This is a genomic window from Limimaricola sp. (genome assembly GCF_016125575.1).
Taxonomy (GTDB): Bacteria; Pseudomonadota; Alphaproteobacteria; order Rhodobacterales; family Rhodobacteraceae; genus WGLM01.
This window is the reverse complement of sequence record NZ_WGLM01000005.1, coordinates 265,491-290,932: the sequence shown is the minus strand read 5'-3', so window position 1 is coordinate 290,932 and position 25,442 is coordinate 265,491. Positions and strand designations below refer to the sequence as shown.

Here is a 25,442-nt window from a genome sequence, read left to right as displayed (position 1 = left end):
TGGTTCCTCCCGTTGATGCTGTCGTTTCACTTGCGGGCCGCGCCCTTCTTGCGTTGGGCATAGCCCGCGATGCCGATGGCGATGAGCAGGGTCAGGCCGTTGAACATCGGCTCGACCCAGAACGATCCGCCGAATTGCTGGATGCCGGAAATGCCGACGGCAAGGATCATCACGCCCACGATGGTGCCCCAGACGTTGACGCGCCCCGGCTTGATCGTGGTGGAGCCCAGGAAGGCACCGACCAGCGCCGGCAGCAGGTATTCCAGCCCGACGCTCGCCTGCCCGATCCGCAGCTTCGAGGCCAGCAGCACACCCGTCAGCGCGGTCAGTGTGCCTGACGTGACGAAGGCGCCGACGACGAACTTGCGCGTCGGAATGCCGTTCAGCTCGGCCGCCTTGGGGTTGGCGCCGATGGCGTAGAGGTAACGGCCGATGGGCGAATATTCGAGGATGATCCAGAGGATCACGGTGATCGTCAGCACGTAGTAGCCGGTGATTGGCAGGCCGAAGACGAAGGTGCCGTTGAGGGCATAGAACCCCTGCGGCAGCATCCCCACCACCTGCCGTCCGCCGGTATGCCACAGCGCCAGCGCATAAAGCACCGTGCCCGTGCCCAGCGTGGCGATGAAGGCGTCGATCTTGGCGATCTCCACCAGAAAGCCGTTCAGCACGCCGGTAAAGGCCCCCAGCACCAGCACCGTCAGCACTGCCAGCGGCCAGGGAAAGCCGTACATCGTCTGCAGGCTGATCGCGAGGATGTGCCACAGCACGATGCCGTAGCCCACCGTCAGGTCGATCCGGCCCGCGACCATCGGGATCATCGCCGCCAGTGACAGCAGCGCGATGATCGACTTGTCCGAGATGATCGCGCGCAGGTTCAGCAGCGTCGGGAAGGTATTGGGCAAGAGAACCGAAAAGATCACGATCAGCGCCACCATCAGGATGACGAGGCCATAGACCGGGGCCAGCCGGATCAGCCGCTGGGCAAGGCCAAGTTGGGCCAGTTCGTCCTTCGTGGGCTCCAGCGCGTTCGATTCGATACTGTTCATGCAGCCTCCCCGGCCGACGCGGCCTGAATGAGCGATTCGGTCGACAGGCCCACGCCCGACAGTTCGGCCACCACGCGGCCCCGGCTAAAGACGATGGCGCGGTGGCAGATATTGGCCACCTCCTCGAAATCGGTGGACACCACCAGCACGCCCATGCCCGAGGCCAGCGCGCCGTAAAGCAGGTGGTAGATCTCGGCCTTGGCGCCCACGTCGACGCCCGCCGTGGGATCCTCGGCAATCAGGAACCGCCGCCCGGTATCCAGCCAGCGACCGACGACGATCTTCTGCTGGTTGCCGCCCGACAGCGCCTCGATCGCCAGTGTCGGGTCATTGGGGGCAAGGCCCACCCGCGTGCCGAGGCCATGCGCCAGCCGGTCCTCGTGCCCATGCGACATCAGGCTGAGCAGCTTGCGGGCCGAGGCCGCGGGGTTGAGAAACATGTTTTCGCGAATCGTCAGGGCAGGGGCCACGGATTCGACCACCCGGTCGCGCGCGACGAACCCGATGCCCGACCGCATCGCGCCCTGCGGCGACGTCAGGTCCGGCACCTTGCCATCCAGCAACACCCGGCCCGTGTGTGGCGCCACGCCGTAAAGCGCACGGCCCACATCCTCGTGCCCGGCGCCGCGCAGGCCGACAAGGCCCACAAGTTCGCCCCGCTGGATCGACAGGTCCACCGGTCCGGCAGCACCCGCATGAAAATCGGCGACGGACAGCACCTCGGTTCCGGCTTGCGCCACGGGGCGGGCGATTTCGCGCGCCTTGTGGCCGACGATCAGGCCGACAAGATCTTCAGGGTTGGTATGGGCGATGTCGCGCATCCCCACCATCTGCCCGTCGCGCAGCACCGCGACGCGGTCGGCAATCTGGAAGATCTCGTCGAGCCGGTGGCTGACATAGATCATCCCCACGCCCTTGGCCTTGAGCGGGCGCAGCGCCGCGAACAGCCGCTCCACCTCGTCGGCGGGCAGGCTGGCGGTGGGTTCGTCCAGCACGAGGAAATCGCACTCCACCGCCAGCGCCCGGGCGATGGCCACCAAGGATTTCTCGGTGCGCGACAGGTTTGCGACGCGGGTCGTGGGCGCGAAATCGGCCTCGACATGGGCAAGTGCGGCCCGCGCGATCTCTTCGGTGCCGCGCCAGTCGATCATCCCGCGCTTGCGGGCATAGCCCACGGCCAGCGCGATGTTCTCGGCCACGCTCATCCACTCGATCAGGCCAAGGTCCTGATGGATGAAGGCCACGGCCTGTTTCTGGCTGACCTTTCCCGCGACATGGTTGTAGGGCACGCCATCGACGCTGACCTGTCCGCTGTCCGGCGTGTGAATGCCGCCCAACACCTTGATCAGCGTGGATTTACCGGCGCCATTCTCGCCCAGCAGGGCAACAATCTCGCCGCGATTGACGTGCAATGAGACGCCGCGCAAAGCCTGCGTTCCACCGAAGCTTTTCACGATCCCGTCGAAGAACAGACCCGAGGAGCCGTTCATGCGCAGGCCTCCTCCCCAGGATCCTTCGCACCGGCAGGTTACCGGTAACGCACTCAGAATGAGAATCCGCTGCACGGCTGTCAAGCAGGAAGTTATCGATAACGTAGACGCGACATGCTATGCATGGAATGCAACGGAGGATGTGCCATGGCCAGGAAATCGGGCGCGGGTCTCGACTCGATCGCGCGCGCGGCCGGGGTCTCGAAGATGACGGTCAGCCGCGTCCTGCGCGGCGCGGCGGGTTTTTCCGAAGAGACCCGCGACAAGGTCATGCGCGAAGTCGCGCGGCAGGGCTACCTGCCCAACCGGCTCGCCGCGGCCTTCGGCCCGGCTGGATCGTCCACGCTTGTCGGCGTCTGCGTGCCGCGGCTGACCTCGGCCCTTTTCGGCGCGGCACTGGAATCGATCAACGCGACGCTGGCGCGACTGGGCTACCAGACGATGATCGGTAGCCACGACCAGTTGCCGGACGAGGAGGAAAGCTGGCTGCGCGGTCTGGCCTCGTGGCGGCCTGCGGGCGTCATGCTGGCGGGGCGGCGCCATACCGCGGGCACGCTGGAATTGCTGCGCGACATGACCGTGCCGGTGGTCGAGATCTGGGATCTCACGACATCGCCCGTCGATATCGCCGTCGGCTTTTCGCATTACGACAACGGCTACGAGATGGGCCGTTTCGTCACCGGGCGGGGCAGGCGGCGGATCGGCCATGTCGGCGCGCTCGCCGACCGCGACGCGATGGGCCACAGCCGCGAGGCGGGCTTTCGCGCGGCGCTGGCCGATGCGGGGCTGACACTGGCGGCGTCAGAGGTGCTGAATGACCGGCCGGGGTTCTACGCGGGCTTTTACGGGACCGAAACCATCCTAGGCCGCGCGCCCGCGCTGGATGCGCTTTACTACCACGATGACGAGATGGCGATCGGCGGCATGGCCTACCTCGCGTCGCGGGGCATCTCGGTGCCCGACGACATCGGTGTCGCCGGCTGGGGCGGGATGGAGGCGGCGTCGATCCTGCCGCGGCGGCTGACGACAACGGTCGTGCCCACCGCAAGGCTGGGCAAGGCCGCGGCCGAGGCGCTGGTGCGGCGCCTGCGCGGCGACACGGTGGAAGAGGTGACGGTGGTGCAGACCCGGCTGGTGCCCGGCGGAACCGTCTAGGGCCGCTGCACGCCGCTGCGGTTCAGCGTCACGCGATAGAGGCTGGATGTCGCGGTGATATAAAGTTCGTGCTTGGCGCGACCCCCGAAGCAGATGTTCGACACCAGCTCCGGCACCGGGATCTTGCCCATCAGGTGGCCATCGGGCGCGATGCAATGCACCCCGTCGGCGGCCGAGGTCCACAGATACCCCTCGCTGTCCAGCCGGAACCCGTCGGCGCAACCGGGGCTGACCGTATGGAAATGCCGCCCCCGCACGGGCCGGCCGCCCTCCATGTCGTAGACGCGGATGTGCTGCGGATCGTCGCTGAACATCCGGCCCGTATCGGCGACGTAAAGCAGCCCCTCATCGGGCGAGAAGGCCAGGCCGTTGGGGCATTGCATGTCGTCGATCATCACCGCGATCTCACCCGTGGCCGGGTCAACCCGGTAGACGCGACAGGGCAGTTCCTGCTCGGCACGGAAGCCCTCGTAATCGGTCATGATCCCGTAATGGGGGTCCGAGAACCAAATCGTGCCGTCCGATTTCACCACCACGTCATTGGGCGAGTTCAGCCGCTTGCCCTCGAACCTGTCGGCGATGACGGTGATGGTGCCGTCATGCTCGGTCCGCGTCACGCGCCGGGTGCCGTGTTCGCAGGATACCAGCCGCCCCTCGCGGTCGCGCGTATGGCCGTTGGCGTAGTTCGAAGGCGCGCGATAGGTCGTGATGCCGCTTCCCGGCGTCCAGCGCAGGATGCGGTTGGACGGGATGTCGGAAAACAGCAGGCACCCCGCATCTCCGAACCAGACCGGCCCCTCGACCCATGAAAACCCGGTGGCCAGCTGGATGACCGGCGCATTGCCGATGATGAAGCGCGAAAAGGCGGGGTCGATGACCTCGGCGGTTAGCATCGGCATCGTCGTCATCCCCTTGCGGCTGCCTGCGTTACCGATACCATGCCAGCGCATGCCGGGCGGTCAAGGCCCGGACAAGGGAGAGAGATGTCCTTTACCGAAACGACGACGCGCCTGACGCATCGCGGCGCGCTGGCCATGATCGACGCCGCGGTGGCAAGGGCCGAGGCGATGGGCCAGCCGCAATGCATCGTCATCGTCGATGCCAGCGGCGAGGTGCTGGCCGAGGTGCGGATGACCGGGGCCAAGTTCCTCAGCCGCCGCAGCGCGCGGGCCAAGGCGCTGACCGCGGCCTCGACCGGCGCGCCCAGCGGGGCCGTGCCCGAAGCGGTGCGCACGGCGATCGGGCTGGCAACCGACGGCGCCATGACCGGCCTGCCGGGCGGCCTGCCGATCCGGGTGGGCGGCGTTCTGCTGGGCGGTATCGGCGTGGGTTCGGGCACGGGCGAGCAGGATCTGGAGGTCGCGCGCGCGGCGCTGGCAGCAATAGGAGCAGAGACATGAAGATTTGCGTTCTGGGCACCGGCCTGATGGGGGCGCCGATGGCGCGCCGGCTGATCGCGGGCGGGCACGACGTGTCGGTGTGGAACCGCAGCCGCGCGCGGGCCGAGGCCGTGGAGGGCGCGCAGGTGCGCGACACGCCGGCCGAGGCCGCGGCAGGCGCCGAGGTTGTGCTGTCGATGCTGATCGACGGGCCGGCGACGCGTGCCGTGCTGGTCGAGGCAGGGGCGATGGAGGCGGCCGGGCAGGGCGCCCTGATCCTCGACATGGGGTCGGTCGATCCGGCGACCGACATCGCGCTGGCCGAGGCGGCCCGCGCGCTTGGCCTGCGCTACCTTGACGCGCCGGTTTCGGGCGGCGTGACAGGGGCCGAGGCCGGTACGCTGGCCATCCTCGTCGGCGGGTCCGAGGCGGATTTCGCGGCGGCCAAACCGGTGTTCGATCTGATGGGGCGGCCGACGCTGTTGGGTCCGGTCGGTGCCGGACAGGTGGCGAAACTTGCCAACCAGCTGATCGTCGCCACCACCATCGGCACGGTGGCCGAGGCCTTTCGCCTGGCCGAGGCTGCTGGCTGTGACCCCGCCAAGCTGCGCGAGGCGCTGAAGGGCGGCTTTGCCGACAGCCGCATCCTTGACCTGCACGGCGGGCGGATGGTGCGGGGCGATTTCGTGCCGGGCGGACGATCTGTCATCCAACTCAAGGACTTGGACAACGCCCTTAAGGTGGCGCATGAACATGATCTGGACCTGCCACTGGGCCACACCGTGGCCGAGGCGTTTCGCGATTTCGTGCTGAACCACGACGGCGCCGAGATGGACCATTCGGCCTATTACGTCTGGCTGGAACGCCGCGCTAGAACGCGATCTGGGTCTTGATCGCGCGGGTCCTGTCGCTGGCGATCTGGAACGCCTGATCTGCATCGTCGATGCCCAGCGTTTGTGTGATCAGCGGCTTGACGTCGATCAGGCCCTTGCGCATCAGCTCCACGCCCGCGAAGAACTCGGCGTGAAAGCGGAACGAGCCCTTGAGCGACAGCTCCTTCGCGGTCAGCGCCTGCACCGGCACCATCATGTCGCCGCCAAGGCCCAGCTGCATGATCGTGCCGCCGGGCCGCATCGCGCCGATCCCGGCGGCAAGGGCAGGGGCCGCGCCCGAACATTCGTAAAGCACGTCAAAGGTGCCCTTGTCGGGCGTGAAACGGTCGAGGCCCTGCGGATCGGTGCGGGTGTTGATCACCGCGTCCGCGCCCGCGCGGCGGGCCATCTCCAGCGTGAAATCCGACAGGTCGGTCGCCACGATCAGCCCCGCGCCCGCGCGCCGTGCGCTGAGAATGGCCAGAATCCCGATCGGGCCGCAGCCTGTGACCAGCACGGCCTTGCCCAGCAGGTTGCCCGCGCGCCGCGTCGCGTGCAGCGTCACCGCCAGCGGCTCGGCCATCGCGGCCTCGCCCGGGGTCAGGCGGGTCGCATCCGCGCATTGCGCGGCATCGGCCACCAGCACCTGCCGGAACGCGCCCTGGATATGCGGAAACGGCATGGCCGAGCCGTAAAAGCGCATGTTCAGGCATTGGTTCGGCATGCCTTCAAGGCAATATTTGCAGGCATTGCAGGGCCTTGAGGGCGATACCGCAACCAGTTGCCCAACCTGCAGGCCTGTCACGCCATCGCCCAGTTCGGTGATGTGTCCGGCCACCTCGTGGCCAAGGATCATCGGTTCGCGCAGCCGCACCGCGCCGAAGCCGCCGTGGTTGTAATAATGCAGGTCCGATCCGCAAATGCCGCCCGTGGCCAGCCGGATCTGCACCTCGCCGGGGCCGGGGCTTGGGCTGTCGGCCTCGGTGATGCGCAGGTCATGGGCAGCGTGGATGACAAGGGTCTTCATGGCGGGGCGGTCCTCTTCCGGCCCGTCGTCGGAGGCCCGGACGGGCCGGTTGACAGGCTACGTTATCGGTAACATAACGTCCGCATTCTTTCCTTGTCGAGACGAAAGCGAGGCCCCGCATGAGCCTGTCCCTGTTTGATCTGACCGGGCGCCGCGCCCTTGTCACCGGGTCTTCGCAGGGCATCGGCCTTGCGCTGGCGCGCGGCCTTGCCGCCGCCGGGGCCGAGGTGGTTCTGAACGGGCGCAACACGGCCAAGCTGGATGACGCCGCTGCCGCGCTGCGGGGCGAGGGCGCCAAGGTGCGCGTTCTGGCCTTCGACGTGACAGATCATGACGCCGTCCGCACGGCCATCGATGGGTTCGAGGCCGAGACCGGGCCGATCGACATTCTCGTCAACAATGCCGGGATGCAGCACCGCGCGCCACTCGAGGATTTTCCCGCCGACGCCTTCGAGCGCCTGCTGCAAACCAATATCGCCTCGGTCTTTCATGTGGGCCAGGCAGTGGGGCGGCACATGATCGCCCGCGGGCGCGGGCGGATCGTGAATATCGCCAGCGTGCAGGCGGCGCTCGCTCGGCCCTCCATCGCGCCCTACACGGCGACCAAGGGCGCGGTGGCCAACCTGACCAAGGGCATGGCCACGGATTGGGCGAAGTACGGCCTGCAAGTCAATGGAATTGCACCGGGATATTTCGAAACGCCCTTGAATGCCGCGCTGGTCGCCGACCCGGATTTCAGCGCCTGGCTGGCCAAGCGCACGCCTGCGGGACGCTGGGGCAAGGTCGAAGAACTGGTCGGCGCCTGCATCTTCCTGGCGTCGGACGCGGCCTCCTTCGTCAACGGACATACCGTCTATGTGGACGGTGGCATCACGGTTTCGCTGTGATCCCACGCATCGTGGTGATGGGCGTATCGGGTTGTGGCAAGTCGGCTATCGGTGCGGCGCTTGCCGCTGCGACGGGCGCGCGCTTCATCGATGGAGATGATCTGCATCCCACTGAAAACATTGAAAAGATGGCGCGCGGCGAACCGCTGGACGATGCCGATCGCGCGCCGTGGCTGGACAAGGTGGGGCAGGCGCTGCGTGTTGAGCCTCCACCGGTTGTCATCGGATGTTCGGCGCTGAAGCGCGCGTACCGCGACCGGATTCGCGCCGGGGCTGGCGGCAATGTCCTGTTTGTGCATCTGGCTGGCGACAAGGCGGTGATTGCGTCACGGATGACGGCGCGCAAAGGCCACTTCATGCCGCCCGCGCTTCTTGATAGCCAGTTCGCCGCACTGGAACCGCCTGAGCCGGACGAGGCTGCCGTGACCGTTGACATTGCGCCGCGGCGCGACGCGGTTGTCGCCAACATCGTTGCAGCGCTGAAGAATGTTCGCTTGTGACCGCAAGGAGAGGGCCTCAAGAAGCCACTCTGCGCCGTTCCGATAATCGTATAATCAGTATTATGTAAAATAAGGGCGTGCTGGAATGCCATGAAAAAAGGCCCGCAGCGCTTGCCGCGGGCCTTTTCGTGAATATTGCGCGGTGATCAGCGCCCGGCGGCCTTGGCGACCTCGGCGGCGAAATCCTCGGATTCCTTCTCGACACCTTCGCCCACTTCCAGCCGGACGAAACCGGTGATCTCGACACCGGCCTCTTTCGCAGCGGCGCCGACGGTCAGGTCGGGGTTCACCACGAAAGCCTGGCCCAGCAGCGTCGAGTCGGCGATGAACTTGCGCATCCGGCCCTCGATCATCTTCTCGATGACAGCCTCGGGCTTGCCGCTTTCGCGGGCGATGTCCATCTGCACGGCCTTTTCTTTGGCGACGACCGCCGGGTCCAGATCGGCCTCGGACAGCGAGGCCGGGTTGGCGGCGGCGATGTGCATCGCCACTTGACGGCCGAACGCCTCGTTGTCGCCCTTGAGCGCAACCAGAACGCCGATCTTGCCCATGCCTTCGGCAGCGGCGTTGTGGACGTAGTGAACCAGCGTGTCGCCTTCCAGTACATGCATGCGGCGGAACGTCATGTTCTCGCCGATGCGCGCGATGGCGTCGGTCAGAACCTCTTCCACCGGTTTGCCGTTCAGATGCGCGGCCTTGACCACTTCAAGCGAGTCACCGGTCTGCAGCGCCACGTCGGCGATATCGGAGACGAGCTTCTGGAAATCGGCATTCTTGGCGACAAAGTCGGTTTCCGAGTTCACCTCGATCGCCACGCCACGCCCGTCCTTGACGCTGACGGCGACAAGGCCCTCGGCCGCGGTGCGGCCCGATTTCTTGGCAGCCTTGGCCAGGCCCTTGGTGCGCAGCCAGTCAACGGCCGCTTCCATGTCGCCATCGGTCTCGGTCAGCGCCTTCTTGGCGTCCATCATCCCGGCGCCGGTCGAATCGCGCAGGTCTTTCACCATTTGTGCGGTGACAGCCATCATCTCTCTCCTTGAAACATGTTGCCGGACGGGGATATCGCCCCGTCCGGTAAATTCTGTAAGACTGCGTGGTCTCAGGCCTTGGCCTGTTCCAGCGCCAGTTCTTCTTCGGCCAGTTCTTCCATCGCACCCATGTCGACGCCGGCCGCGCCCAGCTGAGCGCTCATCCCGTCAAGGGCGGCGCGCGCTGCGAGATCGCAGTAAAGCGCAATGGCGCGCGCGGCGTCGTCGTTGCCCGGGATCGGATAGCTGACGCCCTTGGGCGAGCAGTTGGTATCGACCACGGCGACGACGGGGATGCCCAGCTTGTTGGCCTCGAGGATGGCAAGGTCTTCCTTGCCCACGTCGATGATGAACAGCATATCCGGCACGCCGCCCATCTCGCGGATCCCGCCAAGGCTGGCCTGCAGCTTGCCCTGCTCGCGTTCCATGCCAAGGCGCTCTTTCTTGGTCAGCCCCTCGAAGCCACGCTCGGCGGCCTCGTCGATTTGCTTGAGGCGCTGGATTGACTTCGAAACGGTCTGCCAGTTGGTCAGCGTGCCGCCCAGCCAGCGGTGGTTCATGTAGAACTGCGCCGATTTCTCGGCGGCATCGGCGATCGCCTTCTGGGCCTGCCGCTTGGTGCCGACAAACAGCACGCGGCCACCTTTGGCGACGGTATCGCGGATCGCCTGCAACGCCTGGTCGAGCATCGGCACGGTCTGCGTCAGGTCGAGAATGTGGATGCCATTGCGCGCGCCGTAGATGTAGGTTTGCATCTTCGGGTTCCAGCGCGAGGTCTGGTGGCCAAAGTGTACGCCCGCTTCAAGCAGCTGGCGCATGGTAAACTCGGGAAGAGCCATGGGTCGTCCTTTTTCCGGTTTTGCCTCGGCGGGGGTATCAGACCTTCGGTCCAACCGGTGGATGGTGTCGGGATTTCTCCCCGAACCACCCGCCCCTGCCTGCGGGATTTAGAATGAGCGCGCCTTTACCCTGCCCGCGCCCCCGCCGCAAGCCCCCTTGCCCTTCATGTTGGCCCAAATACCTCCCCGCCGGAGGCGTCCCCGCGCTTGCGCAAGCGGCGCGGCCGCGCGATGAAGCGCCATGCGCGCGCGTCCAGACATCCTTTGCATCGGCTCGGTCCTGTGGGACGTGATCGGGCGCACGCCCGGCGCGATGGCACCCGGGGCCGACGTGCCGGGCACGATCACCCGTATTCCCGGCGGCGTGGCCATGAACATCGCCATGACGCTTCGGCGACAGGGCCTGCGTCCGGCGCTGCTCAGCGCCGTCGGGCGTGACGGGCCGGGTGAGGCGCTGGTCGCCGCCGCCGAGGCGATGGGCCTTGATACCGCGCATCTTCACCGTCCCGCCGATCTACCCACCGACAGCTACATGGCCATCGAGGATGCCCGCGGCCTGATCGCCGCCGTGGCAGATGCCCACTCGCTCGAAGCCGCCGGTGCTGCCATCCTCGCGCCGCTGGCCGATGGCCGGCTTGGCAGTCTGGATGCGCCCTGGGCCGGCCCCGTGGCGCTGGACGGCAACCTGACCGAGGACCTGCTGGCCGAAATCGCCACCTCACCGCTTTTCGCCGCTGCCGATCTTCGCGTAGCCCCGGCCAGCCCGGGAAAGGCCACGCGGCTGCTGGCCCTGCTGACCCATCCGCGCGCCACGCTTTACGTCAACCGGCAGGAGGCGGGGCTGCTTTGCGCCACCACCTTCGCCAGTGCTGCTGAAGCCGCGGCGGCGCTGGTCGGGCGCGGCGCGCGCCATGTGCTGGTGACCGACGGCGCCGGTCCGGTCTGCGCCGCCGACGCGACCGGCCAGATCACCCGCACCCCGCCCGGCGTGACGCAGGCCCGCGTGACAGGCGCCGGTGATACCTTCATGGCGGCCCATATCGCCGCCGAACGCCGCGGCCTTGCCCCCGCGGCCGCGCTGGAGGCGGCGCTGGCCGCCGCCGCCGCCTACGTTGCCGGAAAGGACGACGCATGAGCCCCCTGCCCCTCATCTTCTCTGCCGAGGTTGCCGCCGCCCGCGCCGAGGGCCGCGCCATCGTCGCGCTGGAAAGCACAATCATCACGCATGGCATGCCCTGGCCGCAGAACCTGCAGACGGCGAAGGCGGTCGAGGCCGCGGTGCGCGGGGCCGGCGCGGTGCCCGCCACCATCGCCGTGCTGGCGGGCCAGCTGCATGTCGGGCTGGAGCCCGACGCGCTGGAGCGGTTGGCGCAGGCGCAGGGCGTGGCCAAGCTCTCGCGGGCCGATCTGGCCGTCTGCATGGCGCGCGGCGGCACCGGCGCCACCACCGTGGCCGCCACGATGATCGCCGCGCATCTGGCGGGCATCGCGGTATTTGCAACCGGCGGCATCGGCGGCGTGCATCGCGGCGCCGAGACCAGCTTCGACATTTCCGCCGACCTGCAGGAACTGGCGCAGACGCCGGTGACGGTGGTGGCCGCCGGGGCCAAGGCCATCCTTGACCTGCCGAAGACCTACGAGGTGCTGGAAACGCTGGGCGTGCCGGTGATTGCCTTCGGACAAGACAACCTGCCCGCCTTCTGGTCGGCCACGTCAGACATTCCCGCGCCGCTCAGGATGGATAGCGCCGCAGAGATCGCCGCGGCCGCAAAGATGCGTGCGGCCCTCGGCCTGCCCGGCGGGCAACTGGTGGCAAATCCGGTGCCGCTGGCCGACCAGATCCCGGCCGAAACGCTGGCCCCGCTGATCGCGCGTGCGCTGGAAGAGGCCGCAGCGCAGGGCATCGCCGCCAAGGCGGTCACGCCTTTCCTGCTGGGTCGCCTGTTCGAGCTGACTGAAGGCGCCAGCCTGAAGGCCAACATCGCGCTGGTGCTGAACAATGCGCGCCTTGGCGCCGCGATTGCCCGCGAAATGGCCGCATCTGCCTGAATCACCATGCCGCGGCCCTCTACGGCGTTGTGCCGGGACCGCAGCACGACTATCTCTCAACCATTATCGAGCCCTCCGCGAGAAAGCCCGCCCGTGAGCCAGACGCCCGATCACCCCCCTCACTCCGAACACCCGCGCCGCCGTCCCAGCATCCTGGGCTTCCTGCGCAACAACTTTCTGGCCGGCGTGGTGGTCATTGCCCCGATCGGGATGACCGTCTGGCTGATCTGGACGGTGATTGGCTGGGTCGATGGCGCCGTGCTGCCCTTCGTGCCTGACCGTTTCAATCCTGAACATGCGCTTGGGCTGAACCTGCGCGGCATGGGCGTGGTGTTCTTTCTTGTCTTCACCGTGGTGCTGGGCTGGGCTGCCAAGGGGCTTGTAGGCCGATCGTTTCTGCGCTGGGGGGAAAGCCTTGTCGGCCGGATGCCGATCATCCGCTCGGTCTACAATGGCGTCAAACAGATCGCCGAAACGGTATTTGCCCAGTCCGAGACAAGTTTCGACACGGCCTGCCTGATCCAGTACCCGCGCGACGGCATGTGGGCGCTCGCCTTCATCTCGACTTCGGCCAAGGGCGAAGTGGCTCATGTCCTCCCGTATGATGGCGACATCGTAACCGTCTTCATGCCGACCACACCCAACCCCACGTCCGGTTTCCTGCTCTTCGTGCCGCGCGATGACGTCATCGAACTGAAGATGTCGGTGGAGGATGCGGCCAAGCTGGTGATCTCTGCCGGTCTGGTCTACCCGCAGAAAAAGCCCGAGGTGATCGCCGCGCTCGACGCTGCTGCTGCCAAGGCCGAGTGACGCGACAATGCTTTCTGCCGCGCTTTCGGGCTTTGCCACCGGCCTATCCCTGATCCTTGTGATCGGAGCCCAGAATGCCTTTGTTCTGCGCCAGGGGCTTATCGGGCAGCATGTGTTCTGGCTTGCGCTTTTCTGCGCGGCCTCTGACGCCGTGTTGATTACCGCAGGCGTGGCCGGGTTCTCTGCCGTGACTGCGGCATTTCCGGCGCTGCCCCGTTTGCTGACGATGGCAGGGGCGGCCTTTCTGCTGGTCTACGGCGGGGGGCGGATGCGGGCTGCAATTGGACCGGCTCACGCTTTGGGGCAGGCGCGCGAGGGTGGCACACTGGCCGCGACGCTGGCCACCGCGGCGGCGCTGACCTGGCTCAATCCGCATGTCTACCTCGATACGCTGGGCCTGATCGGCGCGGTCTCGACCCATTATCCGGCTGGTGCGATGCGCATTGCCTTCGGCACGGGGGCCGTAGCCGCCTCGACGGTCTTCTTCTTTTCGCTGGGCTACGGCGCGCGGCTGGTCGCACCAGTGATGCGCTCGCCGCAGGCATGGCGAATCCTAGACGGGGCGATTGCGGTCGTGATGTTGGCGCTCGCCGCACGGCTGGTGCTGGGATAACCGGCTGACACAGCCCCGATCCGCCCCTGACTGTGGGGGGAATGTGACAGAACAGGCCCGAATCGTGGCCCCTTCGGCCCTGTTGCATGAAGCTGTTGACGTGGCTGGCGCGCTGCGGCCTTCTCTACACGTTCGCGTGTGCGCTGCCGGGATCGGCCGCCGCGCGGGTCGTCGCGTGGCCGTTGGGGGAGCGGTGGCGCAGGACGAACCGGATGCACCAGGACGCGCAGCCCCCACTGCGTGTGCCGCAACCTCAGGACGCCCGATGTCCATGACACGACAGGCCAAGGCTGTCACCTTGGCCGTATTGACTTTAACGGGCTCCATGGCCCAGGCCGGCGGCATGGCCCCGGCCATCGAGATGGCCCCTGCCCCGATCGTGCAGGAAACCAAAGCCTCGTCCTCGTCGGCTGCCATCATCATTCCGCTGATCCTGATCACGTTTATCCTGTTGGCTTCAGGCCGGACCAACGTGGCGCGCGTTCAATGCGCGGCTCTCGCCACGCCCAACTGCTGATACGCTCAAGAAAGGAGCTTCCATGAAAAAGTCTGCCCTTCTCGCCAGTGCCCTGTGTCTGACCGGGGGCTTTGCCCATGCCGGCGGCATGGCCCCGGCCATCGAGATGGCCCCCGCCCCGATCGTGCAGGAAACCAAAGCCTCGTCGTCGTCCGCTGCCATCATCATCCCGCTGATCCTGATCGCGCTGCTCGTGCTGGCCTCGGGCAGCAAGATCTCCCCGGATACCTGATCCTGACCACTTCCACGAAAGGATTTCCAAATGACCCGCAAGAGTACGTCCCTCGCCCTCGCATTCACCCTTGCTGCTTCGGCCGCCAGCGCCGGCGGCATGGCCCCGGCCATCGAGATGGCGCCCGAGCCCATTGTGGCCGAAACGCAGGCGTCATCCTCTTCGGCAGCGATCATCATCCCGTTGATCCTGATCGCGCTGCTTGTGCTGGCCTCGGGCAGCAAGACCTCGGCAAGGCCCATCTGATCGTAGAAGTGCCTACAGGAACTTGAAAAACGCGGGGGTCGTTGGGCGATAGGCCTTACGACGGCCCACATTTGATGAAGGAAAGAGAATGAAAAAGATGACTTTTGCTCGTCCGGCTGCCCTGCTTGCGGCCAGCCTTGCCTTTGCGGGCACCACAGCCAGTGCCGGCGGCATGGCCCCGGCCATCGAGATGGCCCCTGCCCCGATCGTGGCAGAGACTCAGGCCTCGTCCTCGTCCGCCGCGATCATCATCCCGCTGATCCTGATCACGTTTCTCCTGATAGCGTCGGGCAGCAAGGGCAGCGGCGCAACGTGCTTTGCCTCGATTTGCTGATAGCCCAACCTCAACCAAACCGAAGGAATATGACCATGACACGTAAAACCGCCCTGATCGCGTCGGCCCTGCTTCTTGGCGGCACTGCCGCCAATGCCGGCGGCATGGCCCCAGCCATCGAGATGACCCCTGCCCCGATCGTGCAGGAAACCAAAGCTTCGTCCTCGTCGGCCGCCATCATCATCCCGCTGATCCTGGTTGCGCTGCTCGTGCTGGCCTCGGGCAGCAAGACCGGGATCGTCGATTGATCTCCGGGGCGCCCGCCATCGCGCGGGCGCCTCGCCCTGCCTGACGGAGACCCAAGCCGATGCGCGCCACGCTTTTGTGCGCAAATCCAGTCGTCGCCGTTCATGACGAAGTGTTTGATGCGGCGGCTGCCGCTGCCGCCATCGCGGCGGGCAAGGATCACCTCGAACGGGCCGGGGTGACGACCATGACTGGCGCGGAAATCAGCGATGTCCGGTCCAACCGGCATGCGCGGATCGATCAGTGGTCGGTCCCCGAGCTTGCCGATCTTGTGTTACGGGTCTCGTCGCTGGTGAGGATGCCGCCTGAACATTGTGAACAGGCAAAGCTGCTGCATTACACTGGCACGGAAAAGTTCGACCTGCACCACGATGCCTATCACGGGTTCAACCCGGGCGCGGCGATCGAACTGCGCAATGGGGGCCAGCGCCTGTTTACCACTTTGTGCTACCTCAACAACGTCGAGGGCGGGGGCGAGACAGAGTTTCCAGAATTGAAAATCGCCGTGCGGCCAAGGCTGGGCCGCGTCCTGCTGTTCTCGAACACCACGCCCGGCACTGTCGAGCAGCACCCTCATGCCGTACATGCGGGCCGTCCTGTGACAAGCGGCGAGAAATGGGTACTCAGTCTCTGGTGGCGCGAGCAAATCGCCCATGTCTACCGCGATTACCCGGCCGAAGACGGCGAAACGCAGGTTTTTTGAACTGGCCAGACTGGCGTGGCCCTGCCATCATTTTTGAGCACGCGTGTATTTCGTGCGACAGTTCCAAGGATAGATTCATGAAGACAATGTCCTACGTCCGGCCCGCGGCCCTTGCTGCGGCAAGTCTCGCCATCTCAGGCAGCGCCGCTACGGCTGGCGGCATGGCACCAGCCGTGCAGATGACTCCGGCGCCCATCGTGGAAGAGACCAAGGCCTCGTCCTCGTCGGCGGGGATCATCGTTCCGCTGATCCTTATCGCGCTGCTTGTGCTGGCCGCGAGCAGCAAGTCCGGTGGTGAGGTTCTCGTGGCGCCGGGGCCCCCCTGACGCTCACACTCGGCCGTCGATGATGGATTTTTCTTGAATTCCGCCGCCAGACACGAAACCGTGTCCGGGTGATCCTCCGTGGGCGCAGGCCTGCGGGCGTGGTCGGTCCGGGGAGGGCCGCGCTGATCGCGATTTCCCCGGTTTGAAACTCGGCAGGCAAGCAGACCTGCAAGTGACGGTGAAGGATATCGCAATGACAACGATGAACTACACACGCTCTGCCACAATGATCGCGGCTGGCCTCGCCTTCGCGGGGACCACCGCTCAGGCCGGCGGCATGGCCCCCGCCATCGAGATGACCCCTGCCCCGATCGTGCAGGAAACCAAGGCCTCGTCTTCGTCGGCCGCCATCATCATCCCGCTGATCCTGATCGCGCTGCTCGTGCTGGCCTCGGGCAGCAAGACCCCGATCGAACGCTGACGTTGCTGGCGGACGCCCCCGTCAGAGGGCCGTCCAGCCACCGTCAACGCTGATCGTGGTGCCGGTAATCTGGTCGGCTGCGGCCGAGCAGAGGAATGACGTTGTTCCCCCGATCTGTTCCGTGGTGGCGAACTGGCGCGAGGGCTGACGCAGCAGCATCACTTCGCGCACCACCGTGTCGCGGTCCATGTTATGTGCCTTCATCTGGTCGGGGATCTGCGCCTCGACCAGCGGCGTCAGCACGTAACCCGGACAGATCGCGTTGGCAGTAATCCCCTCGCCCGCCGTTTCCAGCGCCGTCGTCTTGGTCAGGCCGACGATGCCGTGCTTGGCCGCGATATAGGCCGACTTGTAGGGCGAGGCGGTCAGCCCGTGGGCCGAAGCGATGTTGACGATCCGGCCCCATCCCGCCTTGCGCATCATCGGCAGCGCGATGGCCGTGGTATGAAAGGCCGAAGACAGGTTGATCGCAATGATCCGGTCCCACATCGCGGGCGGAAACTCTTCGATCGGGGCGACATGCTGGATGCCGGCGTTGTTGACAAGGATGTCACAGGCCCCGGCCTCTGACACCAGCCGCCGCGCTTCGTCCGGCTTGGACATGTCGGCGCAGATATAGCGCGCCTCTACGCCGTGCTGCTGGCCCATCTGGACGGCCAGCGCATGATCCTCGGGCCGGTCGGTGAACGAGTTCAGCACCACATCGGCCCCGGCCGCCGCCAACGCCTCTGCCACGCCCAGACCGATGCCCGAGTTCGATCCGGTGATGATGGCTGTCTTGCCGCGAAGTGTCATGGCGCGCTCCTTTTGGGGTCTTGGGTTGGGCGCATCATGCTGCATCTGCAAACGGGCGCAATCCCGCATTGCCACGAAAATGCCCGATTCGGCAGCGTTCGGCCGGCAGTTCTGTCTGTCGATGAGCCAAAAAAAACGCCGGCACGAAGCCGGCGTTAAGTTATTGAGGCAGGTTTCATACAGGCAAGAAACCTATCGAGCAGTAAGGCCGTTATAAGCCTTCTGCCGCCGAGGTCCAAGCTAAAAGTTTGAAAAGGCACGACTGGGCGTCTAGGCTGAAGCCCAAGAAAAACGGGATCGAGCGGGAGTGTCGTCAGAATGGGAACACAGTTTTTCGGCAGAATTGCGGCTGCGGCCATCGGTGCGGCGATGGCGCTGGTTGCAGCGACCGCCCAAGCCGAGCCGACCTATGGCATAGCTATGTATGGGCAGCCTGCCCTGCCACCGGATTTTGTGGCTCTGCCCTATGCGAACCCGGATGCGCCGAAAGGCGGCAAGATCGTCACCGCCGAAGTTGGCAGCTTTGACAGCCTGAACCCCTACATCCTGAAGGGTAGTGTGCCCTGGCAACTGACCTACCTCATCAGCGAAAGCCTGATGGGCCGGACCCTTGATGAACCTTTCACCGAATACGGCCTTTTGGCCGAATCGGTCGAGGTCGGGCCGAATCGGCACTGGGTGGAATACACGCTGAACCCGGCCGCGAAATTCTCGGACGGCAACCCGGTGACCGTCGATGACGTGATCTGGTCGTTCAAGACGCTGGGCACACAAGGCCACCCGCGCTACGCCGGGTTCTGGTCCAAGGTCGCTTCGATCGAACAGACCGGGCCGGGCAAGGTACGGATCACCTTCAACACCGAGGACCGCGAGCTGGTGATGCTGGCCGGTCTGCGCCCGATCCTTGAAAAGGCCCAGTGGGAAGGCAAGGATTTCGCCGAAAGCGGGCTGGACGTCATCCCGATCACATCCGGGCCTTATGTCATCGACAGCTTCGAGGCCGGCCGTTACGTCAGCCTCAAGCGCAACCCGAATTACTGGGGCGCCAACATTCCCTTCCGCCGTGGAACCGAGAACCTCGACGAGGTGCGGCTGGAATTCTTCGGCGACGAAACCGCCGCCTTCGAGGCGTTCAAGACCGGGCTGGTCAACTCCAACCGCGAGTTCAACGTGGCGCGCTGGGACAGCCAGTACGATTTTCCCGCCGTGCAGTCGGGCGACATCGTCAAGTCTGTGCTGCCCAACCAGCGGCCCAGCGGCATGACCGGATTCGTGATGAACACGCGCCGCCCGCAATTCGCCGATTGGCGCGTGCGCGACGCGATGATGTACGCCTTCAACTTCGAGTTCATCAACGAGGCGCTGACGGGTGGAGCGCAGCCGCGCATCACCAGCTATTACTCCAACTCGCCGCTGGGGATGAGCCATGACGCGGCCACCGGCAAGGTGCTGGACCTGCTCAAGCCCTTCGCCGCCGATCTGATCCCCGGCACGATCGAGGGCTATTCCCTGCCTGTGGGCGACGGGACGGAGCGCAACCGCGCCAATATCGGCAAGGCGCTGGACGAGATGGCGGCAGCCGGCTGGACGGTTCAGAACGGCGTGATGAAGAACGCCGCCGGAGAGCCCTTTACCTTCGACATCCTGCTGACTTCGGGCAGTTCCGAGAACAAGTCGATCATCGATATGTTCGTCCAATCGCTGGCCCGGATGGGCATCACTGCCACGGTCACCACGGTCGATAGCGCACAATACAAGGAGCGCACCGACAAGTTCGACTATGACATGACCTATTTCCGGCGCGGCCTCTCGCTCAGCCCCGGGAACGAGCAATATGCCTATTGGGGGATGGAAGCCGCCGACACGCCCGGCAGCCGTAACATGATGGGCGTCAAGTCGCCCGCCATCGACGCGATGATCGACCATCTGCTGACCTCGGCCGACCAGACCGACTTTGTCGCGGCGGTCAAGGCGCTGGACCGGATCCTGACCGCCGGGCGCTATGTCATCCCGATCTACCAGTGGAACATCAGCCGCATTGCCCATTCCAAGAACCTGCACTACCCAGAGCATCTGCCGCTGTTCGGCGACTGGCCGGGCTGGCAGCCCGATGTCTGGTGGTGGTCCGAAAGCTAGATCGGCCTACATGAGCACAAGACCGGACCGGCCCATGTGTGGCCGGTCCTTTCACGTTGAAGGAGAAAGAACATGCAATATCGTCGTCTTGGGAAATCTGGCCTGAAGGTCAGCGAATTCTCGTTTGGGTCCTGGGTGACCTTCGGCAAGCAGGTGGATACCTCCGATGCCGAAAAGATGATGGGCACGGCCTATGATGCCGGCGTCAACTTCTTCGACAATGCCGAGGGCTACGAATCTGGCAACTCGGAAATCGTGATGGGCGAGGCCCTGAAGAAGCTCGGCTGGAACCGCGAGAGCTACGTCGTGTCGTCCAAGGTGTTCTGGGGCGGCGCCAAGCCCACCGAGCGCGGCCTGAGCCGCAAGCACGTGACCGAGGCCTGCCATGCCGCGCTGCGCCGGCTGCAGGTGGATCACCTCGACCTCTACTTCTGCCACCGTCCCGACATCGACACGCCGATCGAGGAAACCGTGCGCGCGATGCATGACCTGATCACGCAGGGCAAGGTCCTCTACTGGGGGACGTCGGAATGGTCGGCCCAGCAGATCACCGAGGCGCACCAGGTCGCCCGCGAATGGCGCCTGACCCCGCCGACGATGGAACAGCCGCAATACAACCTCTTCGAACGCCAAAAGGTCGAGGGCGATTACGCACCGCTTTACGACACGTTCGGCCTTGGCACGACGATCTGGTCGCCGCTGGCCTCGGGCCTGCTGACAGGCAAGTACAACAACGGCATCCCCAACGACAGCCGGGTGACGCTGCCCGGCTACGAATGGCTGCGCGACCGGGTGCAAAGCGAGGCCGGGCAGGCGCAGATCGCCAAGGTGGGCGAACTGGCCGCCATCGCCAAAGAGGCCGGGATGCCGATCCACCACATGGCGCTGCTGTGGTGCCTTGCCAACCCGCGCGTCTCGACCGTGATCCTCGGCGCCTCGCGCCTGTCGCAGCTGCAGGACAACCTTGCCGCGCTGGATGCGCGTGACAAGCTGACGCCTGAGGTGATGGACAAGATCGAGGCGGTGATGGGCAACAAGCCCGCCGCGCCGCAGCGCTTCTAGTCGCAAAACCGTTACATGGCCGTCATAACAGGGCGCAAGTCCTGGGGGCGGCCATGAACATCCTTGTCCTTTGCACCGGTAATTCGGCGCGCTCGATCCTGTTGGAATCGATCCTGAACCGCGACAGCGGCGGACGGGTCCATGCCTTTTCGGCCGGGTCGCGCCCCGCGGGGCGGGTCCATCCCGCCTCGCTGCGGTTGCTGGCCGCCAAGGGCTATCCGACGGAGGGCCTGCGCTCGAAAAGCTGGGACGAGTTCGCGGCACCCGGCGCGCCGGAAATGGACGCCGTCATCACCGTCTGCGGCGCGGCCGCGGCCGAGGAATGCCCCTACTGGCCCGGCGCGCCGGTCCGCGCTCATTGGGGCGTGGAAGACCCCGCCGCGGCCCCAGAGGCAGCTTGGGACAGCGCCTTTGCCACGGCCTTCGACCAGTTGCACGCCCGCGCCGCGGCCTTCCTCGTCCTGCCCTTCGAGACCATGAGCCAGGCAGACATGGCCGCCGCGCTGGCCCGGATCGGCGCCGATGCGGCGTAGATTACTGGCCGAGGCGCTCGGCACCGCGTTCCTGCTGATCGGCGTCGTCGGGTCGGGCATCATGGCCGAGCGGCTGGCGGGCGGCAATGTCGGCGTGGCGCTGCTGGCCAATGCCATTGCCACCGGCGCGATCCTTTACGTTCTCATCACCACGCTGGCCCCGGTTTCGGGCGCGCATTTCAACCCGGCCGTGACGCTGGCCTTCGAGTTGCGCGGGAAGATCGGGCGAGTCGACGCCTTGGCCTATGTCGGGGCGCAAATCGCTGGCGGCATCCTTGGCGTCTGGCTGACGCATGTCATGTTCGAACTGCCGGTCCTGCAGCTTTCAACCCATGTGCGCAGCGGCGTGGCCCAAGGCGTGGCCGAAGTGGTGGCGACCTTCGGACTTCTCTTCACCATCTTCGGCGGGCTCAAAGCGCGGCCCGAGGCCGTGCCGGCGCTTGTCGCGCTCTACATCACAGGGGCCTACTGGTTTACTGCCTCGACCAGTTTCGCCAACCCTGCCGTCACCATCGCCCGCTGTCTGACAGATACCTTCGCGGGCATCCGGCCACTGGACGCACCAATGTTCATCTTCGCGCAGATCGTGGCGGTGGAACTGGCCGCCCTGGCGCTGCCGCTGCTCTTCGGTTCAGACGAGTGACGTCACCCAGAGGATCGTCGCATCCTCGGCACTGATCGAGACCACGTTGTGGCCCATCGTGGCATCGTAATAGGCGCTGTCGCCGCGGCGCATCTCGGCCGGTTCGTGAAACTCGGTATAAAGCCGGATCGCCCCGGTCAGGACGTAAAGAAACTCTTCGCCCTCGTGGCGCACCCAGCCGTCGAACTCGTCCATACGGCGGGCGCGGATGCGGGCGCGATAGGGCAGCATCTGCTTTTTCGTGACCTGCTCGGCGAGCAGTTCGTGTTCGTAGGTGGTGGTGATCGTCGCCGCGCCCGTGCCCACGCGGGTGACGGCATAGCGGCCCTCGGCCGGCCCGCGCACCGCCGGCGTGAAAAGCTGCGGCACCGAGATTTCCAGCCCCGTCGCCAGCTTTTTCAGCGCCTCGTAGGTGGGCGACATCTGCCCGTTCTCGATCTTCGAGAGGGTCGAGCGGGCAAGCCCCGCTTGCGACGCTGCTTGCTCCAGCGTCCAGGCACGGGCCTTGCGCAACTCGCGGACACGCGCGCCAAGGTCCAGTGGCGGCGGCAGCTCGGTGCGGCCATCACCACGGGCCAGACGGATCAATGACTTGGGGTCATGGTCGGACATGGGCGCCGATATACGCTGCCCGCGGGCCTGCTTGCAACTGCGCTGGCGGGGGGCTAGCCAAGCGCCATGAATGGTTCTGCCGCGCCCTGCCCCCATCCTTTCAACATGGCCGCCCATGTGTTGGGACGCGCCGCCGACCGGCCTGACAAGACGGCGCTTGCCGTGCTGGGGGCCGATGGGGCCGAAACATGGAGCTATGCCCGCCTGTCCGGGGCGGTGCGGGGCATCGCCACGGGATTGCTACGACAGGGGCTGACAGCGGGCGAACGGGTGCTGATGCGGCTCGACAACACCCCCGAGTTTCCGTTGACCTACCTTGCCTGCATCGCGGTGGGGCTGGTGCCGGTGCCAACCTCGGCGCAACTGACGGCCCCCGAGGTCACCGCGATTTCCGCTGACATCCGGCCACGGCTGATCGTCGCCTCGCCGGGCGTCGCGCTGCCCCGCGATGACGCGCCGGTGTTGGAGGCCGCTGCACTTGCGGGGTTTCATGACCTGCCGCCGGCCGATTTTGCCTTCGGCGATCCGAACCGGCCGGCCTACATCATCTACACCTCGGGCACCTCCGGCCGCCCGCGCGCGGTGGTCCATGCCCATCGTGCAATCTGGGCACGCCGGATGATGTGGGACGGCTGGTATGGGCTGACGCCTGATGATCGGCTGTTGCACGCAGGTGCCTTCAACTGGACCTACACACTGGGTACCGGGCTGATGGACCCTTGGGCGGTTGGTGCGACCGCGCTGATCCCGGCGCCCGGAACGCCACCCGCCGCCCTGCCCGGCCTGCTGGCGGCGCATGGGGCCACGATCTTTGCCGCGGCACCAGGTGTCTATCGGCAGATGCTGCGCGCCGCCCTGCCCCCCCTGCCCGCTTTGCGCCACGGCTTGTCGGCGGGCGAGAAGCTGCCCGAGACCTTGCGCGCGGCATGGCAAGCCGCCACCGGGACCGCGGTGCACGAGGCCTATGGTATGTCCGAGTGCTCGACCTTTATCTCGGGCAGCCCTGCCGCGCCTGCGCCGCCCGGCACGCTGGGGCGTCCGCAGCCGGGCCGCCGGGTGGCGCTGATCGGTCTCGACGGGCCGGTGCCCAAAGACGAAACCGGGACCATCGCCGTCCATTGCAGCGACCCCGGGCTGATGCTGGGCTACCTTGACCAGCCCGACGAGACCGCCGCGCGGTTTCAGGGCGACTGGTTTCTGACCGGCGATCTGGGCCGCGCCGATGCGAGCGGTGCCATCACTTACATGGGCCGCGCCGACGACATGATGAACGCCGGCGGTTACCGCGTCTCGCCCGTCGAGGTGGAAGAGGCTTTGGCGCATTTCCCGGGGCTGGCGGAGGTGGCGGCCGTTGAACTCCGCGTGAAGGCCGAGACAACTGTAATCGCGGCCTTTTATACTGCCGCCGATCTGCTAGACGAGGATGCGCTCCACCGGTTTGCGGCGGCGCGGCTGGCCCGCTACAAGTGCCCTCGCCTTTACATTCACGTGCCCGGCCTGCCGCGCGGGGCCAATAACAAGCTTTTGCGCCGCAAACTGCGGCAGGACTGGGAAGCCGCACATGGTCACGCTTGATATCCTGTCGGACCCGATCTGCCCGTGGTGCTATATCGGCAAGGCGCATCTGGATACCGCATTGGCCGCGCATCCCGACGCACCTTTCACCATTTCGTGGCACCCGTTTCAGCTGAACCCCGACATGCCGCGCGAGGGCATGGACCGGCGCACCTACCTGGAGACCAAGTTCGGCGGCAAGGCCGAGGCGGCGCGCGTCTATGCCCGGATCGAAGAACAGGCGCAGGCGGCGGGGCTGCCTATCGACTTTGCGGCGATGAAACGCACGCCCAACACGCTCGACGCGCACCGCCTGATTCACTGGGCGGAAATCGAGGGCCGCCAATCCGCCATCGTCTCGGGGCTCTTCTCGGCCTATTTCGCCGAGGGCCGCGACATCGGCGATGCGGAAGTGCTGGCAGATATCGCTGACAGCGCCGGGATGGATGCCGCCCTTGTCACCCGGCTGCTGGCCACCGATGCCGATCTGGATGCGATCCGCGCGCGCGAGGCGCATAGCCGCAAGGCCGGTGTCAACGCCGTGCCGACCTTCGTTGTTGCCGGTCAATATGCCGTCCCCGGTGCCCAGCCGCCCGAGGTCTGGGACCGGATCATTGCCGAGATCAGCGAGAAGATGTCGCCCAGTCCATGAACCGCGATTTCATCAGCGCGCTTGTCGGCACGATGGTCACGCTGATCGTCGGGGGCACGCTGTTTTTCCACGTCGTCGAGGGGTGGAGCTATCTCGACAGTTATTTCTTTACCGTCGTGACCCTCTCGACGGTCGGTTATGGCGATCTGGTGCCACATACCGATATCGGCCGGATCGGCACGACGGTCCTGATCTTCATCGGTCTCGGCGTCTTTGCCGTGGCGATCCAGCAGCTTGGCAATGTCGCCATCTCCAACCGCGTCAACCCGGGGCGGTTGAACTGGTGGCGACGCCGCAACATGCGCCGCGCCAAGGCCGCCGAAGAGTCTGCTCCAAAGCCCGTGCAACGCCCCGAAACCCCGCCCCCACCCGCCATGGAGAAGATGACACCGCCGGGCGACGGCTGATCGCCCATTCACTGCGGCGGGCACCGGGTTCGGCACAGGTTCTCACATGGGATGCCGTCATGGTCGCCGTCGCGGGCACTCTCGCCGCAGACGATGAGGTGATAGCAGGCTTCCTCGCAGGACTGCATCTGCGTGCAGGTCTTGCGGGCGCAGCTGAAGGCACGGGCCAGCAGGATCTGACCGGTCAACGAGACGGGACCGATCCCAAGCACGGGCGAAGAAGGGTCGGCGGCCGCGGGCGCCGCAGTCAACACCAGAAAGACAAGCGCGCACCGCCACATCGGACTGCCTTGCACGGGGTTCAGCTGCCGCAGGTTCCCCCGCA

General features: G+C 66.0%; 33 protein-coding genes. 24 read left to right on the top strand and 9 right to left on the bottom strand.

Annotation, left to right across the window (positions count from 1 at the left end; all coding sequences use genetic code 11):
- Positions 1 to 26: 26 nt before the first annotated feature.
- Both GC146_RS12820 and GC146_RS12815 read right to left on the bottom strand, forming a co-directional pair.
- Positions 27 to 1,049: an ABC transporter permease gene (locus GC146_RS12820; protein WP_291839183.1), complete on the bottom strand. Its 1,023-nt coding sequence runs from the start codon at positions 1,047 to 1,049 to the stop codon at positions 27 to 29.
- On the bottom strand, positions 1,046 to 2,539 hold the full coding sequence (locus tag GC146_RS12815) for a sugar ABC transporter ATP-binding protein (protein WP_291839179.1): 1,494 nt from the start codon (positions 2,537 to 2,539) through the stop codon (positions 1,046 to 1,048). The genes GC146_RS12820 and GC146_RS12815 overlap by 4 nt, the downstream gene beginning before the upstream one ends.
- A 147-nt stretch (positions 2,540 to 2,686) precedes the next feature.
- Here GC146_RS12815 and GC146_RS12810 point away from each other — a divergent pair, with 147 nt between their 5' ends.
- Positions 2,687 to 3,694 (top strand): LacI family DNA-binding transcriptional regulator, encoded by a 1,008-nt coding sequence (locus GC146_RS12810; RefSeq protein ID WP_291839176.1) that lies wholly within the window; start codon positions 2,687 to 2,689, stop codon positions 3,692 to 3,694.
- Here GC146_RS12810 and GC146_RS12805 read toward each other — a convergent pair.
- Positions 3,691 to 4,593 (bottom strand): SMP-30/gluconolactonase/LRE family protein, encoded by a 903-nt coding sequence (locus GC146_RS12805; RefSeq protein ID WP_291839173.1) that lies wholly within the window; start codon positions 4,591 to 4,593, stop codon positions 3,691 to 3,693. The genes GC146_RS12810 and GC146_RS12805 overlap by 4 nt on opposite strands.
- A gap of 84 nt (positions 4,594 to 4,677) precedes the next feature.
- On the opposite strand from GC146_RS12805, the gene GC146_RS12800 reads away from it, so the two are divergent.
- Both GC146_RS12800 and GC146_RS12795 read left to right on the top strand, forming a co-directional pair.
- The gene (locus tag GC146_RS12800; protein WP_291839171.1) at positions 4,678 to 5,094 is read left to right on the top strand and encodes a heme-binding protein; all 417 of its coding nucleotides are present in this window, start codon (positions 4,678 to 4,680) and stop codon (positions 5,092 to 5,094) included.
- Entirely contained in the window at positions 5,091 to 5,966 is an 876-nt protein-coding gene (locus GC146_RS12795) for an NAD(P)-dependent oxidoreductase (protein ID WP_291839168.1), read from the top strand. The genes GC146_RS12800 and GC146_RS12795 overlap by 4 nt, the downstream gene beginning before the upstream one ends.
- Here GC146_RS12795 and GC146_RS12790 read toward each other — a convergent pair.
- Positions 5,944 to 6,972 carry an L-idonate 5-dehydrogenase gene (locus GC146_RS12790; RefSeq protein ID WP_291839164.1) on the bottom strand — a complete coding sequence of 343 codons (1,029 nt, stop codon included), beginning with the start codon at positions 6,970 to 6,972 and terminating at the stop codon, positions 5,944 to 5,946. The genes GC146_RS12795 and GC146_RS12790 overlap by 23 nt on opposite strands.
- Before the next feature lie 119 nt (positions 6,973 to 7,091).
- Here GC146_RS12790 and GC146_RS12785 point away from each other — a divergent pair, with 119 nt between their 5' ends.
- Positions 7,092 to 7,859, top strand: a complete 768-nt coding sequence (locus GC146_RS12785) for an SDR family oxidoreductase (RefSeq protein WP_291839161.1) — start codon at positions 7,092 to 7,094, stop codon at positions 7,857 to 7,859.
- Positions 7,856 to 8,359: a gluconokinase gene (locus tag GC146_RS12780; protein WP_291839159.1), complete on the top strand. Its 504-nt coding sequence runs from the start codon at positions 7,856 to 7,858 to the stop codon at positions 8,357 to 8,359. The genes GC146_RS12785 and GC146_RS12780 overlap by 4 nt, the downstream gene beginning before the upstream one ends.
- Positions 8,360 to 8,505: 146 nt before the next feature.
- Here GC146_RS12780 and tsf read toward each other — a convergent pair whose 3' ends face one another.
- Together tsf and rpsB are read right to left on the bottom strand one after the other, a co-directional pair.
- Positions 8,506 to 9,384, bottom strand: a complete 879-nt coding sequence (tsf, locus tag GC146_RS12775; protein ID WP_291839157.1) for a translation elongation factor Ts — start codon at positions 9,382 to 9,384, stop codon at positions 8,506 to 8,508.
- A 74-nt stretch (positions 9,385 to 9,458) separates the two neighbouring features.
- Complete coding sequence (rpsB, locus tag GC146_RS12770) at positions 9,459 to 10,226, bottom strand: 30S ribosomal protein S2 (protein WP_291839153.1); 768 nt, start codon at positions 10,224 to 10,226, stop codon at positions 9,459 to 9,461.
- 241 nt (positions 10,227 to 10,467) lie between these two features.
- On the opposite strand from rpsB, the gene GC146_RS12765 reads away from it, so the two are divergent.
- From GC146_RS12765 to GC146_RS12710, 12 genes are all read left to right on the top strand, one after another.
- Complete coding sequence (locus tag GC146_RS12765) at positions 10,468 to 11,361, top strand: PfkB family carbohydrate kinase (protein ID WP_291839150.1); 894 nt, start codon at positions 10,468 to 10,470, stop codon at positions 11,359 to 11,361.
- Complete coding sequence (locus GC146_RS12760; protein WP_291839148.1) at positions 11,358 to 12,275, top strand: pseudouridine-5'-phosphate glycosidase; 918 nt, start codon at positions 11,358 to 11,360, stop codon at positions 12,273 to 12,275. The genes GC146_RS12765 and GC146_RS12760 overlap by 4 nt, the downstream gene beginning before the upstream one ends.
- Positions 12,276 to 12,368: 93 nt before the next feature.
- The gene (locus GC146_RS12755; protein WP_291839145.1) at positions 12,369 to 13,085 is read left to right on the top strand and encodes a DUF502 domain-containing protein; all 717 of its coding nucleotides are present in this window, start codon (positions 12,369 to 12,371) and stop codon (positions 13,083 to 13,085) included.
- 7 nt (positions 13,086 to 13,092) lie between these two features.
- A complete protein-coding gene (locus GC146_RS12750; protein WP_291839142.1) occupies positions 13,093 to 13,698 on the top strand; it encodes a LysE family transporter in 606 nt (201 codons plus the stop codon).
- Between the two features lie 325 nt (positions 13,699 to 14,023).
- Positions 14,024 to 14,215 (top strand): hypothetical protein, encoded by a 192-nt coding sequence (locus GC146_RS12745; protein WP_291839140.1) that lies wholly within the window; start codon positions 14,024 to 14,026, stop codon positions 14,213 to 14,215.
- 22 nt (positions 14,216 to 14,237) lie between these two features.
- Positions 14,238 to 14,447 carry a hypothetical protein gene (locus GC146_RS12740; RefSeq protein WP_291839136.1) on the top strand — a complete coding sequence of 70 codons (210 nt, stop codon included), beginning with the start codon at positions 14,238 to 14,240 and terminating at the stop codon, positions 14,445 to 14,447.
- 30 nt (positions 14,448 to 14,477) lie between these two features.
- Complete coding sequence (locus GC146_RS12735; protein WP_291839133.1) at positions 14,478 to 14,693, top strand: hypothetical protein; 216 nt, start codon at positions 14,478 to 14,480, stop codon at positions 14,691 to 14,693.
- 88 nt (positions 14,694 to 14,781) lie between these two features.
- The gene (locus GC146_RS12730) at positions 14,782 to 15,027 is read left to right on the top strand and encodes a hypothetical protein (protein WP_291839130.1); all 246 of its coding nucleotides are present in this window, start codon (positions 14,782 to 14,784) and stop codon (positions 15,025 to 15,027) included.
- 35 nt (positions 15,028 to 15,062) lie between these two features.
- Positions 15,063 to 15,275: a hypothetical protein gene (locus tag GC146_RS12725; protein ID WP_291839127.1), complete on the top strand. Its 213-nt coding sequence runs from the start codon at positions 15,063 to 15,065 to the stop codon at positions 15,273 to 15,275.
- A gap of 59 nt (positions 15,276 to 15,334) precedes the next feature.
- A complete protein-coding gene (locus GC146_RS12720; protein WP_291839124.1) occupies positions 15,335 to 15,976 on the top strand; it encodes a 2OG-Fe(II) oxygenase in 642 nt (213 codons plus the stop codon).
- Positions 15,977 to 16,053: 77 nt separating this feature from the next.
- Positions 16,054 to 16,302, top strand: a complete 249-nt coding sequence (locus tag GC146_RS12715; RefSeq protein ID WP_291839123.1) for a ferrochelatase — start codon at positions 16,054 to 16,056, stop codon at positions 16,300 to 16,302.
- Between the two features lie 193 nt (positions 16,303 to 16,495).
- The gene (locus GC146_RS12710; protein ID WP_291839121.1) at positions 16,496 to 16,723 is read left to right on the top strand and encodes a hypothetical protein; all 228 of its coding nucleotides are present in this window, start codon (positions 16,496 to 16,498) and stop codon (positions 16,721 to 16,723) included.
- 21 nt (positions 16,724 to 16,744) lie between these two features.
- On the opposite strand, the gene GC146_RS12705 is transcribed toward GC146_RS12710, so the two are convergent.
- The gene (locus GC146_RS12705; protein WP_291839119.1) at positions 16,745 to 17,518 is read right to left on the bottom strand and encodes a 3-hydroxybutyrate dehydrogenase; all 774 of its coding nucleotides are present in this window, start codon (positions 17,516 to 17,518) and stop codon (positions 16,745 to 16,747) included.
- 369 nt (positions 17,519 to 17,887) lie between these two features.
- Here GC146_RS12705 and GC146_RS12700 point away from each other — a divergent pair, with 369 nt between their 5' ends.
- The 4 genes from GC146_RS12700 (at position 17,888) to GC146_RS12685 (ending at position 21,892) form a co-directional block, all read left to right on the top strand.
- The gene (locus GC146_RS12700) at positions 17,888 to 19,654 is read left to right on the top strand and encodes an extracellular solute-binding protein (RefSeq protein WP_291840719.1); all 1,767 of its coding nucleotides are present in this window, start codon (positions 17,888 to 17,890) and stop codon (positions 19,652 to 19,654) included.
- 72 nt (positions 19,655 to 19,726) lie between these two features.
- Positions 19,727 to 20,716: an aldo/keto reductase gene (locus GC146_RS12695; RefSeq protein ID WP_291839117.1), complete on the top strand. Its 990-nt coding sequence runs from the start codon at positions 19,727 to 19,729 to the stop codon at positions 20,714 to 20,716.
- 53 nt (positions 20,717 to 20,769) lie between these two features.
- Positions 20,770 to 21,249 carry an arsenate reductase ArsC gene (locus GC146_RS12690; protein ID WP_291839116.1) on the top strand — a complete coding sequence of 160 codons (480 nt, stop codon included), beginning with the start codon at positions 20,770 to 20,772 and terminating at the stop codon, positions 21,247 to 21,249.
- Positions 21,239 to 21,892: an MIP/aquaporin family protein gene (locus tag GC146_RS12685; RefSeq protein ID WP_291839114.1), complete on the top strand. Its 654-nt coding sequence runs from the start codon at positions 21,239 to 21,241 to the stop codon at positions 21,890 to 21,892. Before GC146_RS12690 ends, GC146_RS12685 begins: the two co-directional genes overlap by 11 nt.
- Here GC146_RS12685 and GC146_RS12680 read toward each other — a convergent pair.
- Positions 21,881 to 22,504 (bottom strand): XRE family transcriptional regulator, encoded by a 624-nt coding sequence (locus GC146_RS12680; protein WP_291839112.1) that lies wholly within the window; start codon positions 22,502 to 22,504, stop codon positions 21,881 to 21,883. The genes GC146_RS12685 and GC146_RS12680 overlap by 12 nt on opposite strands.
- Before the next feature lie 66 nt (positions 22,505 to 22,570).
- Here GC146_RS12680 and GC146_RS12675 point away from each other — a divergent pair, with 66 nt between their 5' ends.
- The 3 genes from GC146_RS12675 to GC146_RS12665 are packed head-to-tail and all read left to right on the top strand — an operon-like array spanning position 22,571 to position 25,117.
- Entirely contained in the window at positions 22,571 to 24,079 is a 1,509-nt protein-coding gene (locus tag GC146_RS12675) for a class I adenylate-forming enzyme family protein (RefSeq protein WP_291839109.1), read from the top strand.
- A complete protein-coding gene (locus GC146_RS12670) occupies positions 24,066 to 24,710 on the top strand; it encodes a DsbA family oxidoreductase (protein ID WP_291839108.1) in 645 nt (214 codons plus the stop codon). Before GC146_RS12675 ends, GC146_RS12670 begins: the two co-directional genes overlap by 14 nt.
- On the top strand, positions 24,707 to 25,117 hold the full coding sequence (locus GC146_RS12665; RefSeq protein WP_291839105.1) for a potassium channel family protein: 411 nt from the start codon (positions 24,707 to 24,709) through the stop codon (positions 25,115 to 25,117). Before GC146_RS12670 ends, GC146_RS12665 begins: the two co-directional genes overlap by 4 nt.
- An 8-nt stretch (positions 25,118 to 25,125) precedes the next feature.
- Here the strand turns inward: GC146_RS12665 and GC146_RS12660 are convergent, their stop codons facing one another.
- A complete protein-coding gene (locus tag GC146_RS12660; protein WP_291839102.1) occupies positions 25,126 to 25,398 on the bottom strand; it encodes an excalibur calcium-binding domain-containing protein in 273 nt (90 codons plus the stop codon).
- Positions 25,399 to 25,442 lie beyond the last annotated feature (44 nt).